Annotated in this window: 16 protein-coding genes; 9 read left to right on the forward strand and 7 right to left on the reverse strand. The window is 65.6% G+C overall.

What is annotated here, in order from left to right:
- The first annotated feature begins 141 nt into the window (after positions 1–141).
- The 6 genes from CYD53_RS04245 to lexA all read left to right on the forward strand — a co-directional run bounded on the left by CYD53_RS04245 (position 142) and on the right by lexA (position 5117).
- Positions 142–759, forward strand: coding sequence for an anthranilate synthase component II (locus tag CYD53_RS04245; RefSeq protein WP_103716879.1), 618 nt, complete (start codon positions 142–144; stop codon positions 757–759).
- 33 nt (positions 760–792) lie between these two features.
- Entirely contained in the window at positions 793–1806 is a 1014-nt protein-coding gene (gene trpD / locus CYD53_RS04250) for an anthranilate phosphoribosyltransferase (RefSeq protein WP_103716880.1), read from the forward strand.
- A gap of 7 nt (positions 1807–1813) precedes the next feature.
- Positions 1814–2626 (forward strand): indole-3-glycerol phosphate synthase TrpC, encoded by an 813-nt coding sequence (gene trpC / locus CYD53_RS04255; RefSeq protein WP_103716881.1) that lies wholly within the window; start codon positions 1814–1816, stop codon positions 2624–2626.
- Complete coding sequence (gene moaC, locus CYD53_RS04260) at positions 2623–3108, forward strand: cyclic pyranopterin monophosphate synthase MoaC (RefSeq protein ID WP_103716882.1); 486 nt, start codon at positions 2623–2625, stop codon at positions 3106–3108. Before trpC ends, moaC begins: the two co-directional genes overlap by 4 nt.
- Positions 3105–4316, forward strand: coding sequence for a molybdopterin molybdotransferase MoeA (locus CYD53_RS04265; protein WP_103716883.1), 1212 nt, complete (start codon positions 3105–3107; stop codon positions 4314–4316). Before moaC ends, CYD53_RS04265 begins: the two co-directional genes overlap by 4 nt.
- 81 nt (positions 4317–4397) lie before the next feature.
- A complete protein-coding gene (lexA, locus tag CYD53_RS04270) occupies positions 4398–5117 on the forward strand; it encodes a transcriptional repressor LexA (protein WP_103717109.1) in 720 nt (239 codons plus the stop codon).
- Here the strand turns inward: lexA and CYD53_RS04275 are convergent.
- A complete protein-coding gene (locus tag CYD53_RS04275; protein WP_103716884.1) occupies positions 5111–7360 on the reverse strand; it encodes a ComEC/Rec2 family competence protein in 2250 nt (749 codons plus the stop codon). The genes lexA and CYD53_RS04275 overlap by 7 nt on opposite strands.
- A 201-nt stretch (positions 7361–7561) precedes the next feature.
- Here CYD53_RS04275 and gltX point away from each other — a divergent pair, with 201 nt between their 5' ends.
- The 3 genes from gltX (at position 7562) to CYD53_RS04290 (ending at position 11678) form a co-directional block, all read left to right on the forward strand.
- The gene (gltX, locus tag CYD53_RS04280) at positions 7562–8980 is read left to right on the forward strand and encodes a glutamate--tRNA ligase (RefSeq protein WP_103716885.1); all 1419 of its coding nucleotides are present in this window, start codon (positions 7562–7564) and stop codon (positions 8978–8980) included.
- Between the two features lie 285 nt (positions 8981–9265).
- The gene (gene gltA, locus CYD53_RS04285; protein WP_092165754.1) at positions 9266–10555 is read left to right on the forward strand and encodes a citrate synthase; all 1290 of its coding nucleotides are present in this window, start codon (positions 9266–9268) and stop codon (positions 10553–10555) included.
- A gap of 127 nt (positions 10556–10682) precedes the next feature.
- Positions 10683–11678: a Bug family tripartite tricarboxylate transporter substrate binding protein gene (locus CYD53_RS04290; RefSeq protein ID WP_103716886.1), complete on the forward strand. Its 996-nt coding sequence runs from the start codon at positions 10683–10685 to the stop codon at positions 11676–11678.
- Positions 11679–11811: 133 nt separating this feature from the next.
- Here CYD53_RS04290 and lpxB read toward each other — a convergent pair whose 3' ends face one another.
- The 6 genes from lpxB to bamA all read right to left on the reverse strand — a co-directional run bounded on the left by lpxB (position 11812) and on the right by bamA (position 18883).
- On the reverse strand, positions 11812–12993 hold the full coding sequence (gene lpxB / locus CYD53_RS04295) for a lipid-A-disaccharide synthase (RefSeq protein ID WP_103716887.1): 1182 nt from the start codon (positions 12991–12993) through the stop codon (positions 11812–11814).
- On the reverse strand, positions 12990–13856 hold the full coding sequence (locus CYD53_RS04300; RefSeq protein ID WP_181011707.1) for an LpxI family protein: 867 nt from the start codon (positions 13854–13856) through the stop codon (positions 12990–12992). The genes lpxB and CYD53_RS04300 overlap by 4 nt, the downstream gene beginning before the upstream one ends.
- A complete protein-coding gene (gene lpxA, locus CYD53_RS04305; protein ID WP_103716889.1) occupies positions 13853–14662 on the reverse strand; it encodes an acyl-ACP--UDP-N-acetylglucosamine O-acyltransferase in 810 nt (269 codons plus the stop codon). The genes CYD53_RS04300 and lpxA overlap by 4 nt, the downstream gene beginning before the upstream one ends.
- A 28-nt stretch (positions 14663–14690) precedes the next feature.
- Positions 14691–15149, reverse strand: coding sequence for a 3-hydroxyacyl-ACP dehydratase FabZ (gene fabZ / locus CYD53_RS04310; protein ID WP_069693828.1), 459 nt, complete (start codon positions 15147–15149; stop codon positions 14691–14693).
- Between the two features lie 124 nt (positions 15150–15273).
- Complete coding sequence (lpxD, locus tag CYD53_RS04315) at positions 15274–16335, reverse strand: UDP-3-O-(3-hydroxymyristoyl)glucosamine N-acyltransferase (protein ID WP_103716890.1); 1062 nt, start codon at positions 16333–16335, stop codon at positions 15274–15276.
- Between the two features lie 37 nt (positions 16336–16372).
- Positions 16373–18883: an outer membrane protein assembly factor BamA gene (bamA, locus tag CYD53_RS04320; protein WP_103716891.1), complete on the reverse strand. Its 2511-nt coding sequence runs from the start codon at positions 18881–18883 to the stop codon at positions 16373–16375.
- Positions 18884–18966 lie beyond the last annotated feature (83 nt).

Below are 18966 nucleotides of genomic sequence, written 5' to 3' on the forward strand. Positions count from 1 at the left end.
TCGAGGGCGCGCGAGAGGCGAGCAGGCCGATGCGCATCTCCGCCCGACGGCAGCGGCGTGGGGCCTGCCCCATAGCCAGCGCGCTTGACCGCCCTGCCCTAGACCGTGCATGACCTTCGCCCGAAATCACGGCTTGAACCGATGCGCATCCTGCTGATCGACAACTACGACAGCTTCACTTGGAACCTCGTCCACCTGATCGGCGGGCTGGGCGCTGACGTCGTCGTGCGTCGCAACGATGCGATTACGGTCGCCGAGGCGTTGTCCGACGATTACGACGCGATCGTGCTGTCGCCGGGTCCCTGCACGCCCAACGAGGCCGGCATCTGCCTCGACCTCGTGCGTGAGGGCGCCGGGGTCAGGCCGATCTTCGGCGTCTGCCTCGGCTTGCAGGCGATCGGACAGGTCTTCGGTGGCGATGTCGTGCGAGCCCCCCTGCCGATGCACGGCAAGATCTCGGCGATCCGACATCAGTCGCGCGGCATGTTCCGCGGCATCAACGGGCCGATCCAGGCAACACGCTACCATTCGCTCGTCGTCTCCCGTCAAACCTGTCCCGCGGCGCTCGATATCGAGGCGGAAAGCGATGACGGGTTGATCATGGCGCTGTCGCATCGCGAATTTCCGGTGCAGGGCGTGCAGTTCCACCCTGAGAGCATCGCCTCCGAGCATGGCGCGACGATCCTGCGCAATTTCCTCGAGAGCTCCGAGCGATGGTCGCGGCAGCATCGACCCGCCGCCCTGCCCCAGACCGCCTGATTTCACAGAGTTCCCGATTTTCGCAGAGTTCATATGGACGACTTCAAACCCTTCATCGCCAAGGTCGCGACCGGAGCCACGCTTTCGCGCGACGAGGCTCGAGATGCCTTCGACACCATCCTCTCGGGCGAGGTCACCAACGCCCAGGCCGCCGCCTTCCTGATGGCGTTGCGCGTGCGTGGCGAGACTACCGAGGAGATTGCAGGCGCCGTCAGCGCCATGCGTGGCAAGATGGTGAAGGTCCAGGCTCCGGCTGATGCCATCGACATCGTCGGCACCGGTGGCGATTCGTCGGGCTCCTACAATGTCTCGACGCTGGCCGCGATCATCACGGCCGCCTGCGGCGTTCCCGTCGCCAAGCATGGCAACCGCGCCGCCTCATCGCGTTCCGGCGCGGCCGACGTGCTGATGGCGCTCGGCGTCAAGGTCGGGCTCGACGCGGCGGCAACCGAGCGCTGCATCAATGAGGCCGGCGTCGGCTTCATGTTCGCGCCGACGCACCATGCCTCGATGCGCCATGTCGCGCCGGTGCGCACCGAACTCGGCACCCGCACGATCTTCAACCTGCTCGGCCCCCTGTCGAATCCGGCCGGCGTGACCAGGCAGCTCGTCGGCGCGTTCTCCGAGACCTGGCTGGAGCCCATGGTGAAGGTTCTGGCCTCGCTCGGCTCGCAGCGGATCTGGGCCGTGCACGGCTCCGACGGTCTGGACGAGATCACCACCACCGGTCCGACGCGGGTCGTCTCGCTCGATGGCGGCAAGATCGAGAGCTTCACGATCAGCCCGGGCGATGTCGGGCTTGCGCTGGCGAAGCCTGCGGATCTGCGCGGCGGCGAGCCCGAGCAGAATGCGGCCGCGCTGCGGGCCGTTCTCGATGGGCAGAAGACCGCCTTTCGCGATATCGCGGCCTTCAATGCGGCTGCTGCGCTCGTCGTTGCCGGCAAGGCGGGCGATCTGCGCGACGGGCTGGCTCAGGCTTTCGCCGCGCTCGACAGCGGTCGCGCCAAGGCCCGTCTCGATGCGTTGATCGTCAGCTCGAACGCGTGAGGCGGCGATGACCGATATTCTCGCGAAGATCGAGGTCTATAAGCGCCAGGAGATCGCTGCCGCCAAGGCCGCGATCCCGCAAGCCGAGATCGAGCGACGGGCGCTGGCCGCCTCGCCGGTACGCGGCTTTGCCGCTGCACTCGCGGCCAAGCACGCCATGGGCCAGCCGGCCTTGATCGCGGAGATCAAGAAGGCGAGCCCGTCAAAGGGGCTGATCCGGCAGGATTTCGATCCGCCCTCGCTGGCCAAGGCTTATGCGGCAGGAGGGGCTGCCTGCCTTTCGGTGCTGACCGACGCACCGTCGTTCCAGGGTCGGCCCGAATTCCTGACGCAAGCGCGCGAGGCCTCCGGCCTGCCGGCGCTGCGCAAGGACTTCCTCTACGACGCCTATCAGGTGTTCGAGGCGCGCGCATGGGGCGCCGATTGCATCCTGATCATCATGGCCGGGGTCGACGACGCCACGGCACGTGAGCTCAACGCCACGGCGCAGGGCCTCGGCATGGACGTCCTCGTCGAGGTCCATGACGAAGCCGAGCTCGGACGCGCGCTAGAGATCGACAGCCGCCTGCTCGGCATCAACAACCGCGATCTGCGCAGCTTCCATGTCGACCTCGCCGTCACGGAACGCCTGGCACCGCGCATTCCCGATGACCGCATCATCGTCGGCGAGAGCGGCGTCTTCGGCCCCGCCGATATCGCAAGGCTGCGGCGCGTCGGTGTCGAAACCTTCCTGGTCGGCGAGAGCCTGATGCGCCAGGCGGATGTGGCGCAGGCGACGCGCGCTCTGCTCGCCAAGCCGGGCGACGAGGTCGCGGCATGACCGGCCTCAGCCACCTCGATGCGCAGGGCCAGGCCCATATGGTGGATGTCGGCGACAAGGCCGATACCACGCGTGTCGCGATCGCCGAGGGCAATGTCGTGATGCAGGCAGCCACGCTCGACATCGTGCGCCGTGGCGACGCGAAGAAGGGCGACGTGCTCGGCACCGCCCGGCTCGCCGGCATCATGGCGGCCAAGCGCACCCATGAGCTGATTCCGCTTTGCCACCCGCTGCTGATCAGCAAGATCGCCGTCGATCTCACCATCGACGCGGCATTGCCCGGCATTCGCGTGCGCGCCGAGGTCAAGATGAAGGGCCAGACCGGCGTCGAGATGGAAGCGCTCACCGCTGTCAGCGTCGCCTGTCTCACGGTCTACGACATGGTAAAGGCGGTCGATCGCGCGATGCACATCGAGGGCATCCGGCTGGTGCACAAATCCGGCGGGAAATCCGGTGTCTACGAGGCGGAGCAGCCGGCATGAGCCTGACCCCGGTCAAGGTCGCGCTGCAGGCGCTGCTCGACAGCGTTCCCGGACCGACATCGGTCGAGATCATTCCGCTCGCCTCCTGCGCCGAGCGCGTGCTGGGCGCCGATATCATCGCGCTCAGAACGCAGCCGCCTTTCGCCAATTCGGCCATGGATGGCTACGCGGCCCGAGCCGCAGATCTTACGCCGGCAAAAGAATTGCGTGTCATCGGCGAATCGGCGGCTGGGCGCGCCTTTGCAGGGACGGTCGGCCCCGGCGAGGCGATTCGCATCTTCACCGGCGCGCCGATGCCACAGGGTGCGGACACGATTCTGATCCAGGAGAATGCCGACGGTGTCGGCGGCGCAGTCATCCGCGTCCGCGAGGGGGCCGAGCCGGGGCGTTTCGTCCGCCCGGCCGGGCTCGATTTCCGGGAAGGCGATCTCCTCCTCCCGGCGGGGCGCCGGCTCGACAGCGCCGCCCTCGGCCTCGCAGCTGCAGCCGGACACCCTGCCCTGCCGGTTCGGCGCAAGCCTCTGGTCGCGATCCTGGCTACGGGTGACGAACTCGTCCTGCCGGGCGAGGTGGTCGGGCCCGACCAGATCGTCGCGTCGAACAGCTATTCCCTGGCGGCGATCGTCGAGGCGATCGGCGCAACGGCGCTCGATCTCGGCATCGCACGCGACAATCATCCCGATCTCGCCGCCAAGATCGAACAGGCGCGAGCCGCCGGGGCGGATGTCCTGATTACGCTCGGCGGTGCCTCGGTCGGGGCGCATGACCTCGTGCAGGAGGCCTTGAAGCGCCAGGGCATGGAGCTCGGCTTCTGGAAGATCGCGATGCGGCCGGGCAAGCCGATGATGATGGGGCGGCTTGGAGCCATGGTCGCCGTAGGCCTGCCCGGTAACCCGGTCTCGTCGATCGTCTGCGGGCATCTGTTCGTGGCACCGCTGATCGAGGCGCTCCTCGGCATGCCCGATCCCGCGCGCGACCGCAGCGAGCCGGCGCTTCTCGGAATCGATATGCCGGCTAACGATGAGCGCGAGGATTATCTGCGCGCCGATCTTCAGCACATCGAGGCCGGCTGGCTCGCCACCCCCTTCGCCAAGCAGGATTCCTCGATGTTGGGCAATCTGGCGCGTGCTCGGGCGCTGGTCATTCGCCCGGCCCATGCAGAGCCGGCAAAAGAAGGCGCGCCCTGCCGGATCATCCGCCTCCGCTAGGCTTGCTTGCGGAACACAACACGAACGTGTATGATGTTCGTGATTTGTTTCGAATGCGCGCCGCGGGCGCTGGCGGGGACCATGCTGACACGCAAACAATTCGAATTGCTCCGCTTCATCCAGGAACGCCTGCGTGAAAGCGGCGTGCCGCCCTCCTTCGACGAAATGAAGGACGCGCTCGATCTCCGCTCGAAATCCGGCATCCATCGCCTGATCATGGCGTTGGAGGAGCGGGGCTTCATTCGCCGGCTGCCCAATCGCGCCCGCGCTCTGGAGGTGATCAAGCTTCCTGATGGTGTCGGCACGCCACAGGGCGCGCGTGCGCGCTTCAGCCCCTCCATCGTGCAAGGCGGCCTCGGCCAGGGCGGCGGCCTCGGCAAGGCGCGCCCGGCGCCTGGTCCCGAAGAGGATGCGCGGGGCACGATCGCAATCCCGGTGATGGGGCGGATCGCCGCCGGCACGCCGATCTCGGCGATCCAGAACCGCAGCCACACTGTGGCGATGCCGGCAGACATGCTCGGCACCGGCGAGCATTTCGCGCTTGAGGTGCGCGGCGATTCGATGGTCGAGGCCGGCATTCTCGACGGCGACACCGTGGTCATCCGCCGGCAGGACACAGCCAATACCGGCGACATCATCGTGGCGCTGATCGATGACGAAGAGGCGACGCTGAAGCGGCTGCGCAAGCGTGGCTCGTCGATCGCGCTTGAAGCAGCCAACCCCGCTTACGAAACCCGTGTGCTCGGCCCCGACCGGGTCAAGATCCAGGGCCGCTTGGTCAATCTGATGCGGCGCTACTGAAGCCGACCGGACTCGGCTGCCACATCGCCCGTATCGCTCCTCTCCGGTTGCCGCGCAGGAGGCGGCTGCGCCGGCCTTGGGCTGGTCTCTGCACGCTTGCGCATCCAAGGGCGATCGGCATCCTGCCGTTCTGCCTGGATCGAACGCCATCCGCCTGCAGTGCCGATGAGGGAGGTCGCGCCGTCGCGGCTCAGGGCCGTCCGATCGACCAGCTTCGCTGCGCAGGGAGCCGACCAGGGTATCGGCGTGACCACGAGATCGGCGCGCTGACAATCCTCGATGACGGCGAGCCGGTCTTTCGCATAGGCGATCCGGCGGCCATTGCGGGCGGTGACGACACAGCCTTGCGTATCGCAGGCCGCATTCTTGCGCAGGCTCTCATCCGTGGGCTGGCGCCCATCGCCATCGGCGGTAAGCCATTGTTGCAGCACGAAGCTGCTTGGTCGGCCGACCAGAATGAAACGGTCGTCTGATCCGCGCACGACGAGGCCGGAACCGTCACGCTCGATGACGATATCGGGCCGATCCGGCCTGGCCGCGACCGTGACGCCCATCACCAGCGGCACGATGGCGAGCAGCCGAAGCTTCGTGCTCCACAGCGTCAGCCAGAGCAATGTCATTGCGAGGCAGACCAGCGCGGCCTCGCCGAAGGCGGGAATGATCAGCGTCGAGTGGTCGATCGCCGCGACCCAGTGGGCCAGCCGCAGCACGACCTCGGAGGCCGCGCCCATCAGCCACCAGGCCGGCCAGTCGAGGCCGAAGGGGTAGGCCAGCACTCCAAACACCGCAGCCGGCATGACGAACAGCGAGACGAAGGGCAAGGCAAGCGCATTGCCGAGCAGCCCGAACGGATTGAAGGTCTGGAAATGATAGGCGCCGAACGGGGCCGTCGCCGCCGTCGCCAGCAAGGTTGTGATGACCGTGCCGCTGGCGGCGATCCAGAGTGGGCGCAGCGGCCACGGCCACGGCGATGGCGATGGCGGCGCGGTCTGATTGCGTTCGTCCCAGCGCTCGGCAAAGGCGATCAGCGCCGCGACCGCTCCGAATGACATCTGGAAGCTCGGCCCGAGCAGCGCCTCGGGCTCGCGCAGCAAGACGATGATGGCCGCCAGGGCAAGGTTGCGCATGCTCAGCGCCGGGCGGTCGATCAGGATTGCGCCGAGCATCACCAGCGTCATGATCAGTGATCTGACGGTTGCGACATCGGAGCCGGAGAAGATGCAATAGGCGGTTGCTCCGATCATGGCGGCAACGGCGGCGATCTTCTTGATCGGCCAATGCAAGGCCAGCGTCTGCGAGAGCGCCAGCAGCGCCCGCACCAGCCAGAGGATCGTGCCGGCGGCGAGCACCATGTGAAGGCCCGAGATCGAGACGATGTGGTAGATGCCCGCCGCGCGCAGATCGGCATTGGTCGTTTCCGTGATCAGGCCGCGCTTGCCGGTCACCAGCGCCGCCGCCATCGCGCCGGCCTGCCCTCCTCCGACGCTGGCGATGCGGGCGGTCAGGGCGTTGCGGGCGCGGTCGATCAGCACGGCTCGCGCGAGTTCGGGCGGAGGCGGGCCTGGCGCCGGCGTCAGCATGATCTTGCCGGGGATGTTGCCGACCGCGCCGATGCCGCGAAAGAACGCGTCGCGACCGAAATCATAGCCGCCCGGTCGCGCCGGACCAGGCGGCGGCAGAAGGCGCGCATTGGCCGCGATATGGTCTCCCGGCGCGACTGTCTCCGCCTTGATGTTGACGCGGACGCGTTTGGGCCGTCGCTCCGCTTCGACGCCGGCTATCCCGGTGACCAGCACGACGAGGCGAGCGCCTGCATCGCGCGCCTCGACGGATTCGACATAGCCGGTGAGTTGGCCGCTGCGCGGGCGATCCAGGATCGGCGCCATGATCGTCGCAGTGCGCCATGTCGCCGCCGAGAAGCCGACGAAGACCGCAACCAGCCCAAGACAGACCGGCAAGGCGAGCCGCCGCCGACGCAGAGCTATGGCGAGGCCGCTTGCAACCGCGATACCGGCAAGCGGCGCCCATGGCGCGGGCTCCTGGTCGGCCGCGAAGTAGAGCAGAATGCCGATGCCCATCATGACCGGGAACCAGAGGAAGAGCCGCCGGCGCTCCGCCTCGGCGGCGAAGGCCTGTCGCGCGTTCCCGAGCCAATCCCGCCCTGTCAGGCTGACACCGCTGCCGAACCACGATACGGGCAGGCGCGACGGCAGGACGCCGGCCAGCGCGCCGCGTGATTTCATCCGCTCTGACGGTCCGCTATGCACCGCCGCCCCTTCCCCCTGCCCGCCCCGCGATCTTGCGCTTAACGCGGGCGGCCGAGCCATGTTACAGGGGCCACGCCGGCTGTCATGTCATGACCGGTGGATTGTCCTGTTTTTGCCCTCCCTTCCTGTTTTGCCTTTGGGCTGCCGATTCACGAGCCCAGCCGGAGCCCAGCCTTCATGAGTGATGCGGTCGTCACGCGCTTTGCCCCCTCGCCCACCGGTTTCCTGCATATCGGCGGAGCGCGGACGGCCCTGTTCAACTGGCTCTATGCGCGCCGCCATGGCGGCAAGATGCTGCTGCGGATCGAGGACACGGACCGTGAGCGCTCTACGGAACCGGCGATCGCCGCGATCCTCGACGGATTGAGCTGGCTCGGGCTCGATTGGGATGGCGACACGGTCTACCAATTCGCCCGCGCCGAGCGGCATCGCGAAGTGGCGCAGCAGATGCTGGCTGCCGGCAGGGCCTATTATTGCTATGCGACGCCGGCCGAACTCGACGAGATGCGCGAGAAGGCCAAGGCCGAGGGCCGGCCGATGCGCTATGACGGCCGCTGGCGCGACCGTGATCCGGCGACGGCCCCGGCCGGCGTGAAGCCGGTCATCCGCCTGCGCGCACCGCAGACCGGTGAGACCGTGGTCGAGGACGAGGTCCAGGGCCGTGTCGTCTGGCAGAACGAGAATCTCGACGACCTCGTCCTGCTGCGCTCCGACGGAAACCCGACCTACATGCTGGCCGTGGTGGTCGACGACCACGACATGGGCGTGACCCATGTCATTCGTGGCGACGACCATCTGACCAATGCTGCCCGCCAGACCCAGATCTACCAGGCGATGGGCTGGCAGGTGCCGAGTATGTCACATATCCCGCTGATCCACGGGGCGGATGGAGCAAAACTCTCCAAACGCCATGGCGCGCTCGGCGTCGATGCCTATCGCTCCATGGGGTATTTGCCGGTAGCGCTGCGCAATTATCTGCTGCGCCTCGGCTGGAGCCATGGCGACCAGGAGATATTCTCGACCGACGAGATGATCGCGCTGTTCAACCTGTCCTCGATCGGCCGTTCGCCGGCGCGTTTCGACTACGCCAAGCTGGAGAGCTTGAACGGTCTCTATATGCGCCAGTCCAGCGATCACGACCTGCTCACGGCGTTGAAGACGATCCTGCCCGAGATCGGGCCGGCGCGCGGCCTGCCGGGTGCGCTTTCGCCGGAGCTGGAGGCGCGTTTCCTCGCCGCCATGCCTGGCCTGAAAGAGCGCGCCAAGACGCTGATCGAACTGCTCGACAGCGCCTATTATCTTTACGCCCCGCGCCCGCTGCAGCTCGATCAGAAGGCAGCAGCCCTGCTCGACGAGGCCGCACGCCAGCGCCTGCCGGGGCTGGCGGCGAAGCTTTCGGCCGTGAACGACTGGTCGCCGCAGGCGCTGGAGGCAGTGGTTCGCGGCTATGCCGAGGAGCATGGGCTCAAGCTCGGCCAGGCAGCGCAGCCCCTGCGTGCCGCCCTGACCGGCCGCGCCATGTCGCCGGGCCTGTTCGACGTCATGGCGGTGCTCGGCCGCGAGGAGACGCTGGCACGTCTGGCGGATCAGTCATGACGTGGCGAGGGTTCCCTCCCCCTTTCGGCTCTGTTGAACCGCCTCTGCAAATGGTCTAGTGACGCGCCATGTGACCGGCTCCGCCGCGTGGTGGAAGGGGCACAAATATTGCTTGAATATCAGTTGGATGAACCACCTTCCTGCCCGTATCCGCATTTGCCGTTCCGTCACAGGGCCGTCACGTCCAGGCCTTCGGATGACAGAGATGTCTCGTGCGCAACAATTCGGTGTTGGGCCTGATGGAACAGCGACTGGTCAGCAACGAGCCTGAAAGGATCGGTATCGATGAGCGGAAATAGCAGCCAGCTCCAGGTCGACGGAAAAACCATCGACATGGCGATCAAGAAGGGGTCGATCGGCCCCTCCGTCATCGACATCGCCAAGCTCTACTCGCAAACGGGCATGTTTACCTATGACCCGGGATTCACCTCTACGGCGAGCTGCGAATCGCAGATCACCTATATCGACGGCGACGAGGGCATCCTGCTCTATCGCGGCTACCCCATCGAGCAACTCGCCGAGCATGGCGACTTCCTCGAGACCTGCTACCTGCTGCTGGAAGGCGAATTGCCGACCGCAGCGCAGAAGGCCGATTTCGACTATCGCGTGACGCGCCACACCATGGTGCACGAGCAGATGGCTCGCTTCTTCCAGGGCTTCCGCCGTGACGCTCACCCGATGGCGGTGATGGTCGGCTCGATCGGCGCGATGTCGGCGTTCTATCACGACTCGACCGACATCTCCGACCCGCAGCAGCGCATGATCGCCTCGATGCGCATGATCGCGAAGATGCCGACGCTCGCCGCCATGGCGTTCAAATACACCATCGGCCAGCCCTTCGTGTTCCCGCTGAACTCGCTCGATTACACCTCGAACTTCCTGCGCATGTGCTTTGCGGTACCTGCCGAGGAGTACAAGGTCAATCCGGTGCTGTCGCGCGCGCTCGACCGGATCTTCATCCTGCACGCCGACCATGAGCAGAATGCCTCGACCTCGACGGTCCGGCTTGCCGGCTCGTCGGGCGCCAATCCCTTCGCCTGCATCGCCGCCGGCGCAGCCTGCCTCTGGGGCCCGGCCCATGGCGGCGCCAATGAAGCCGCCCTCAAGATGCTCGAGGAGATCGGCTCGGTCGAGAACATCCCGAAATACATCGCCAAGGCGAAGGACAAGAACGATCCCTTCCGCCTGATGGGCTTCGGCCACCGCGTCTACAAGAACTACGATCCGCGCGCCAAGATCATGCAGAAGACCACGCATGAGGTGCTCAACGAGCTCGGCATCAAGGACGACCCGCTGCTGGACGTGGCGATCGAGCTTGAGCGCATCGCGCTCTCGGACCCCTATTTCATCGAGAAGAAGCTCTATCCGAACATCGATTTCTATTCGGGCATCACGCTGAAGGCGATGGGCTTCCCGACTTCGATGTTCACGGCGCTGTTCGCGCTTGCCCGCACCGTCGGCTGGATCGCGCAGTGGAAGGAAATGATCGAGGATCCGTCCCAGCGCATCGGCCGTCCGCGCCAGCTCTACACCGGCGCCGGCCCGCGCGAATACACTCCGATCGGCCGGCGCTGAAACATCCGGCGCAACTGTTGAAAGGCCGCGGCGAGACATCGCCGCGGCCTTTTTATTGCACCCAATTGATAACTGAGACGCATGCGCGCCTGGTTTATCGTTCCCCTTCAATTGGGAGTGCAGCTTCATGTCGAACCAGAATGGCTTGAATCGTCGTGTTTTCCTGACCGGAGCCTCGGCGCTTTCGGTCGCCGGATTTCCCGCGCTCGCGCATGCGCAAGCCACCTTCCCAACCCGACCGGTTTCGCTGATCGTGCCCTTCGCCGCCGGCGGCTCCACCGATATCGTCGCCCGCCTCGTCGGCCAGAAGATGGGTGAACTGCTCGGGCAGTCGGTCGTCATCGAGAACCGCGCCGGGGCGGGCGGCAATCTTGGCTCCACCGCCGTGGCGCGCGCCGCGCCTGACGGCTACACCATCCTGATGGGCACGATCTCGACCCATGCGCTCAATCCCGCGATCCTCAAGACCGTCACCTTCGATCCGGTCAAGGATTTCACGCCGATCTCACTGCTGGCCATAGTCCCCAACGTCATGGTCGTGCATCCGGACTTTCCAGCGAAAACGGTACCGGACGTCATCAAGCTGCTGAAGGAAAACCCCGGCAAATACGCCTATGCGTCGTCGGGGGTCGGCACGCCGCTGCATCTATCGGGCGAGCTGTTCAAGTCGCTCGGCGGCGTCAGCATGAACCATGTGCCCTATCGCGGCGCCGGCCCCGCCTTGAACGACGTGGTCTCAGGCGCGGTGCCGATCATGTTCGACAACCTGCCCTCCTCCGCGCAATTCATCCGCACGGGGCAATTGCGCGCCATCGGCGTCACCACCAAGGCCCGGGTCTCGTCCTTCCCCGACATCCCGACCATCGCCGAGGGCGGCCTCGCCGGCTATGAGACCTATACTTGGAATGCGTTGTTCGGGCCGGCGAATCTGCCTCGCCCCATCGTCGACAAGCTCAACAGTGTGGCAAACGCGGCGCTGACCGACGCCAATGTGAAGCAGCGCCTCAACGACGTCAGCGCCGAGATCATCGGCTCGACACCCGAAGCGCTCGGCGAACACGTCAAGATCGAGGTGGCGAAATGGTTCCCGATCGCCAAGGCTTCAGGCGCGGCGCTCGAATGAGCCCGGAGCCGGGTGATTTCAGCTGGGATCACCGAGTGATCCCAGCTGAAATCTGAATCCGTCTCGCATCTAAAAGTGAGAGACGGATCAATGCGAAACACCGATGCCCATTCTTTCGCATCCAGCCCTTGCGTCAAACCCGCGCCGCAGGGCCTGATTCAAGCAAGGCCAGCGCAGCCTCGACGGCATTCGCCGCCGGGCTCGTGCCGGCCGAACGCATGATCATCTCGACCTCGTCGAAACCGACCAATTGGCGAGCACGCGGCTCGCCCTCGGGGATGATCGCCAGAACCTCCCGGCTCAATGTCCCAGGCGTCGCCGTCTCCTGGATGAATTCGGGCACGATGCTGCGCCCCAGGATCAGGTTCGGTAGGATCACGCTCGGCAGCTTGATCAAGCGCTTGGCGATCGCGGCTTCCCAATTGGCGCCACGATAGGCGGCAACCGTGGGGATCTGCGCCAGCGCCAGTTCGAGCGTGACGGTGCCCGACGCCGCAAGCGCCGCGCGTGCCCCGCGGAAGGCTGCAAGCTTGTTGACCTCGCCGGTGACGATATCGGGCTTGACTGGCCAGGAGGCGACGGCTTCGCCGATCAGCCCCCGAAGATGCACGACGGCAGGCAAGACGAAGCGCGCCTGGGGCCGCTCGGCGGCGATCAGGGCCACGGCCTGCCCGAAAGCCGGCATCAGGTGATTGATCTCGGAGCGGCGGCTGCCTGGCAGGATCAGGATTTCCGGTCGCCCGCTATCGGCGCGGCGAGCGGCTTCATCGGCGTTCGGGCGCAGATCGGCCAGGCGCTCCATCAGCGGATGGCCGACATAGATCGTGCTTGGCCCATGCAGCCGCGCCAAGGCGGCCGGCTCGAAGGGCAGCAATGCCAGAATGCGGTCGACATGCGGCGCCATGCGCCGTGCCCGCCCCGAGCGCCAGGCCCAGACGCTGGGGCAGACCCAATGCACGATCGGGATCGCCGGCGCGCGGGCTCGAACCTTCTTGGCGACGCGCAAGGAAAAGTCCGGGCTGTCGATCGTCAGCAGCAGATCGGGCGCGAAGGCGGCAATGCCCTTAGCCGCATCCGACATCCGCCGCAGCAGCAGCGGCAAGCGCGCGATGACGGGTCCAAATCCCATCACGGCGATATCGGCTTGCGGGAACAGCGGGACGAGCCCCTGCGCGATCAGGCTCTCGCCGCCCACGCCCGTGAGCACGAGCGGCCGCTCGCCCAAGCGCGCGCGCAGCGCCGCGAGGAAACGCGTCGCCAGCGCATCGCCCGAGGCCTCGCCCGCGATGATGGCAAGCCGGAACGGCCGGCTCATATGACACCCTCGACGAAGAGGCCGAGCTGATCGGCAAGCCGGCCGAGTTTGCCGCGATCGCCGACAAGCACGCGGCCGGCCCTGAGCGCGATACCGGCAAGGCCCGCTTCCGCGATATTGCGCAAAGTATCGGGACCGATCGCCGGCATGTCGACGCGCAGGTCCTGGCCCTCCTTCGGGGCCTTGACCAGGACGCCATCGCCCCTGGCGATCTTGAGCCGCCCGCTTGAGGCAAGCTCGGCGACACGCCGGATCATCGCGTCGGTGCCCTCGGCAGCCTCGATCGCGACGATGCGGTGGTCGGCCAGGATCGCTGCCTGACCGACATCGAAAGGGGCGAGCGCGGACAGCATGCAGAAGCCGCGCGCGATCAATTCATGCTGGGCCGGCGTGGCGGCCTTGCGGCCGAGCGCACCCATTGGGGCGGTCAACTCCGGCGCGATCTCGGCGGGACCATGGACGCGAAAGCCGCGCTCCTCGAAGAAGCGGACGACACCGCGCAGCAAATGGTCGTCTCCGCCCTGAAAGGCGCGTGCAAAATGAGGCAGATATTTCAAGGTCGAGGCTTCCGGCCTCAGCGCGCCGAAGCTCGGGCGCGGCAGCGAACCGATCAGGACGAGATCGGCGATCTTCCGACGCCGCAATTCGTCGAGCAGCCGTCCGAGTTGGCCAAGCCTGTATGAGGTGAGCTCGATCGCGCCGAAACGTGCCGGGTCAGCCGCACCATCGAGCGCGGCGACAAACAGGCCGTGGCCCTGCCGGGCCGCGATTTCGGCAAGAGCTGGCGGAAAATCGCCGCCGCCGGCGATGATCGCGAGCGGCCCGCGCGCCACCGCCACCGTCTCTGGATGACCAGCCGTCACCGATCCGGCGCGTTGACGTCGCGCGGGACGCAGATCGCCCGCTCGTTGCCGTTGCGGATGAAATCGAGAATTTCGTGAATCAAGGGATGGGCGGCAAACTCGCTGGCGACGTCCTCGACGCGCTCCGACAAGGTGCCTTCATCGGCGAAGAGCAGCCTGTAAGCGCGACGCAATTCATGAATCTGCTCGCGCGAGAAACCGCGTCGCTTGAGCCCGACGAGATTGAGACCGGCCAAGTGTGCCGGGTTGTCCCGCACCAGGCCGAAGGGGATGACGTCGTTCATGACGCCCGCACCGCCGCCGATGAAGGCGTGATCGCCGACACGGATGAACTGCTGCAAGCCCGTGCCACCGCCAACGATGACGAAATTGCCGACCGTGACATGGCCAGCGCACATGACGTTGTTGGAGAAGATGACGTTGTTGCCGATATGGCTATCGTGGCCGACATGCGAATTGGCGAGGAAGAAACAACGGTCACCGACCGTGGTCTCCATGCCGCCGCCCTCGGTGCCGGGATTGATGGTGACACCCTCGCGGATCAGGCACTCGGCGCCGATCACCAGCGTCGACGGCTCGCCGCGATATTTCACATCCTGAGGCGGATGGCCGATCGATGCGAAAGGATAAAGCTTCGTACGCTCGCCGATGCTGGTAATTCCGGAAACCGCGACATGGCTGATCAGTTCGACATTGTCGGCCAGGGTCACGTCGGGCCCCACGGTGCAAAACGGACCGATCTGAACGCCCGCCCCAAGGCGCGCTTTCGGATCGACGACCGACATCGGGTGAATGGTCACGCTCATGGAATTGCTGTCCTGACCTTGCTGATCGTCAAACGACCATGGCCGAAAGATCCGCCTCGGCGACCAGGACCCCGTCGACCCGGGCCTCGCCGCGGTAGAAGTAGAGGTTGCGCTTGCGCGTTACCTTCGTCAGGTGGAAGCGCAGCGTGTCGCCTGGAATGACCGGCTTGCGGAACTTCGCCTTGTCGATCGTGGTGAAGAGCACGGTGCTGACGGCTGGATCATCGCTACCCCGGGCATTGACGACAAGGACGCCGGCAGTCTGCGCCATCGCCTCGATCATCAGCACGCCGGGGAAAACCGGGCGGCCAGGGAAATGCCCGGTGAACTGAGGCTCGTTCATCGTCACGTTCTTGATGCCGATGCCGGAATCCTCGCCGTCGATCTCAACGACGCGATCGACCAGCAGGAACGGATAGCGATGGGGAATGCAGGCCATGATCCTCTGGATGTCCGCCACACCCAGGGTTTTCGTCGCGTCGTTCATGGTGTCCCCATTATCCATCCGGGCCCCGCGCTGGGCACCGCATTTTCCATTCGTTCTAGAGCCGGAGCGATCTAGGTGATGCAATCCTTGCCCGTCATGCCATGGCCGACAGCAACGGATCTTGTCAAACGTCTGAGCGATCCGAGGTCTTGCCGCGCTTGGCGACCAGCGACTTCAGCAGGGCGCTCTCGCGCGCCCAGCTCAGCGCCGGCTGGGCGGGATAGCCACCATAGCGCGCACCGCGCGGCACGTCGCCCGCGACGCCGCTTTGGGCTGCGACCTGCGCGCCCATGCCGATCGTCAGATGGCCGGCAAGCCCGACCTGACCACCGAGGACGACGAAATCCTCCAGCGTCGACGAGCCGGCAATGCCGACCTGGGAGACGATGACGCAGTGACGCCCGATGACGACATTATGGCCGATCTGGACCAGGTTATCGATCTTGGTGCCCTCGCCGATCACCGTATCGCGGCTCGCGCCGCGGTCGATGCAGGTGTTGGCGCCGATCTCGACATCGTCCTGGATGATGACGCGCCCGATCTGCGGCACCTTCATGTGCCCTTTCGGGCTCATCGCGAAGCCGAAACCGTCCTGGCCGATGCGCACGCCTGGGTGAATGATGACGCGGTTGCCGATGAGGGTCGATTGCAATGTGCTGCCCGAACCGATCGCACAGTCGCGCCCGATGCGAACCTGCGGTCCGATGACGGCATGGGAGCCGACCACGGTGCCTGCCCCGATCTCGGCGCCAGGGCCAATGACCGCGCCGGGATCGACCGTGACCCCCGCCTCCAGAACGGCTGTCGCATGAACGAAGGCGCCAGGCGCCACGCCTTGCGAGCCGAACATCGAGCCCGGCTTCAGCGCCGTCGGGAAAAACCGGGCGAGCACCCGCGCAAAGGCATGATAGGGGGCGTTGGAAACCAGCGCGGTGGTGCCGGTCGGCACCCGCATGACGAAGCGCGACGACACCAGGCACAGCCCTGCACTCGTCGCCGCCAGGGCGTCGGTATATTTCGGGTTGTCCATATAGGCGAGATCGGACGGACCCGCGGCCTCAAGGGCTGCTGCGCCCGTGATCATGCGAGCCGCATCGGCGCCTTCCGGCAAAGCGGCGCCCGAAATGGCTGCGACCTCGCCGAAGCTGAGCGAGGTCGCCAAAGGAAAGAACTGAGGGTCTGACATCGAGAAGATCCGGGACGGGGCAACGTGCCCCGCCGCGTCAGAAGCGCGTGCCGCCGGAGAAGCGGAAGGCCTGCAGCCGGTCGCCGCCATACTTGATGCCGGTCGTGGGATCACGCTGACCATCGTCCTTCGACAACGCATAGGCATAGTCGAAGCGGATCGGGCCGAGCGGCGACTGCCAGAGCAGGCTGACGCCGACGGAGGAGCGGATCACGTTCTTGTCGCGCACGCAGGCCACGTTCGACTGATAGATCGAGCTGGTCGCAACCTTGAACTGGCGCGCTTCCGCGCCAACGGGGCAGGTCGTGGCCGTGGTGATCGTCTTCGAGCCGCCCTCATAGTCGAACAGCGTGCCGGCATCGGCGAAGACCGCACCGCGCAGGCCCAGATCCCGCGGCAAGCCGAAGATCGGGAACTGAACTTCAAGCGAACCGCCGAAATAGGTGGTGCCGCCGAGAGCGTTGGCCGTCGGATCGTTCAGCACGTCACGCGGACCGATACCGGAGGGCGCAAAACCGCGAACCAGCGTCGGTCCGAGGAAGTAGTGGTCGATCATGCGCAGATCGCCGCTGGTTGCCTGGACGTGGCCACCCTGCACACGAGCGAAGCCGACGACATCGTCGAAGATCTCGCGGTAGTAGCGGGCATCCGCCGCAACGCGCAGGAACTTCGAATCGCCGCCGACGCCCGCGAATTCCGGCTTGATCTCGGCCAGGAAGCCGTTGCGCGGATTCTGATAGTTGTCGAGCGAGTTGTAATTGAAGTTCAAGCCAACCAGCGAGGTCAGCGTGGTGCCGACCGCCTCCTTGACCGCGATCGTCGCCTCGCCATTGGTCAAGCAGTTGTAGACCGAATTCGCTCCGATCGCCCCTGCCGTTCCCGGAGTAATGCCGGCCAGCGGCACGGCGCAGTCGTTATAGGGACGGCTTTCCGTGTTCGGAATCTTGATTTCGGTCGTATAGAGCGAATAGCGCGGCGTAATCGAAAACTCTTCCGTGATCGGGAAGGTCAGGCGCACCTGCCCGCCATTCACGCGGCTTTCGAAACGGCCAGTATTGTAGTTGTCGTTATATTTCGAGAACAGATCGAAGCCCGCCCCGATCCGGCGACCGAGGAAGTACGGCTCCGTGAAGGAGAAATCGACGCCCTGAGTGCGCTGTCCGAGCGTGCCGGCGATACGGACGAACTGGCCGCGGCCGAGGAAGTTCGACTCCGACAGCGAGACTTCGCCGATGACACCGTCCGAAGTCGAGTAACCGCCGGCGATCGAGAACGAGCCGGTCGCCTTGTCCTCGACATCGATATTGACGATGACGCGATCAGGCGTCGAGCCCGGCTCGTTGGTGACACGAACCTTGCTGAAGAAGCCGAGATTGTTCAGGCGCCGCTCGGCCCGGTCGACCAGGACCTTGTTATAGGCGTCGCCCTCACCGAGATCGAGCTCGCGGCGCACGACATAGTCGCGGGTACGGGTGTTGCCACGGACATTGATGCGCTCGACATAGACCCGCGGGCCTTCGTCGATGACATAGGTGATGCCGATCTGGCGTCCGGCAGAATCGCGGTCGCCGCGCGGACGAACCTGCGCGAAGGCATAGCCGCGGCGCGAAACTTCCGTCGTCAGAGCCACCAGCGACTTCTCGACCGCCTCGGCGTTGTAGGTATCGCCGGCGGAGGTCGCGACGACACGCTGCAGTGCATTGGGATCGAGGTCGGGCAGCTTGGAATCGACCGCCACGTTGCCGACGCGGTATTGCGGACCTTCATCGACAGCGATGTCGATGACCCAGCCGCCTTGCGCTTCGTCGAAGCGGGCGTTGTTCGAGACGATCTGGAAGTCGGCATAGCCGTTCTTCAGATAGAAACGGCGGATGAGCTCGAGATCGGAGGAAATCCGGTCGGCCTCATAGACGTCCGAGGTCTTGATGAAGCTGAGGAAGTTCGACTCGGTCGAGGTCATCAGACCGCGCAGACGACCAGACGAGTAAACGCCATTGCCGCTGAAATTGATCGACTTGATGCCGGTCTTGCCGCTCTCGACGATGGTGAAGACCACATCCGAGCGCCCGTTCGGCAGCGGAGCGATACGGCCGCTCACCGAGGCCAAGCCGTAGCCGGCGCGGCGATAGGCGTCCTTCAGACGCTGAACGTCGGCATCGATCAGCGCCTGGCTCATCGGGCCCTGCGCCTTCGACTGGACCTGCTGGAGCAGCACATCGCTCTTCAGCCGGCGGTTACCTTCGAAGGCGACACGATTGATCGTGTCGTTTTCCCTGACCGCGATCACGGTCTGCGATCCGCGGCGGCTGACCTGCACGCTGGAGAACAGGCCGGTAGCCATCAGATTCTGACGGATATCCTGAGGGGCGGCAGAGCCCTGCCCGGCCGCATAGGAACGGATCGTCTCCGCGTCTACGCTTCTATTGCCCTGGACAATCACGGCCTGCGCGAACACTACGCCACCGCTTACGGCCAACATGAAGGCCGAAAGTCCGACTGATCGAGAGAGCCGCAGCTTGAAAGACAGGCTCTTTTGGGTCGACGTCATCGGGTCGCCTATTCCATTTTCTCGGGTCGCCACCCCAGACGGGGACCACCGCCTAGGGGCAGCGGCATGGCGACATTGCAGTC

The organism is Allobosea psychrotolerans, assembly GCF_002917105.1.
Lineage (GTDB): Bacteria > Pseudomonadota > Alphaproteobacteria > Rhizobiales > Beijerinckiaceae > Allobosea > Allobosea psychrotolerans.

Bases quoted from the DNA above. Each gene is read 5' to 3' on its own strand.
- gltX (WP_103716885.1), top strand. From the start codon at position 7,562: ATGAGTGATGCGGTCGTCACGCGCTTTGCCCCCTCGCCCACCGGTTTC.
- lpxD (WP_103716890.1), bottom strand. From the start codon at position 16,335: ATGTCAGACCCTCAGTTCTTTCCTTTGGCGACCTCGCTCAGCTTCGGC.
- lpxB (WP_103716887.1), bottom strand. From the start codon at position 12,993: ATGAGCCGGCCGTTCCGGCTTGCCATCATCGCGGGCGAGGCCTCGGGC.
- trpC (WP_103716881.1), top strand. From the start codon at position 1,814: ATGACCGATATTCTCGCGAAGATCGAGGTCTATAAGCGCCAGGAGATC.
- lexA (WP_103717109.1), top strand. From the start codon at position 4,398: ATGCTGACACGCAAACAATTCGAATTGCTCCGCTTCATCCAGGAACGC.
- CYD53_RS04265 (WP_103716883.1), top strand. From the start codon at position 3,105: ATGAGCCTGACCCCGGTCAAGGTCGCGCTGCAGGCGCTGCTCGACAGC.
- fabZ (WP_069693828.1), bottom strand. From the start codon at position 15,149: ATGAACGACGCGACGAAAACCCTGGGTGTGGCGGACATCCAGAGGATC.
- CYD53_RS04275 (WP_103716884.1), bottom strand. From the start codon at position 7,360: ATGAAATCACGCGGCGCGCTGGCCGGCGTCCTGCCGTCGCGCCTGCCC.
- moaC (WP_103716882.1), top strand. From the start codon at position 2,623: ATGACCGGCCTCAGCCACCTCGATGCGCAGGGCCAGGCCCATATGGTG.
- bamA (WP_103716891.1), bottom strand. From the start codon at position 18,883: ATGACGTCGACCCAAAAGAGCCTGTCTTTCAAGCTGCGGCTCTCTCGA.
- CYD53_RS04290 (WP_103716886.1), top strand. From the start codon at position 10,683: ATGTCGAACCAGAATGGCTTGAATCGTCGTGTTTTCCTGACCGGAGCC.
- CYD53_RS04245 (WP_103716879.1), top strand. From the start codon at position 142: ATGCGCATCCTGCTGATCGACAACTACGACAGCTTCACTTGGAACCTC.
- gltA (WP_092165754.1), top strand. From the start codon at position 9,266: ATGAGCGGAAATAGCAGCCAGCTCCAGGTCGACGGAAAAACCATCGAC.
- lpxA (WP_103716889.1), bottom strand. From the start codon at position 14,662: ATGAGCGTGACCATTCACCCGATGTCGGTCGTCGATCCGAAAGCGCGC.
- trpD (WP_103716880.1), top strand. From the start codon at position 793: ATGGACGACTTCAAACCCTTCATCGCCAAGGTCGCGACCGGAGCCACG.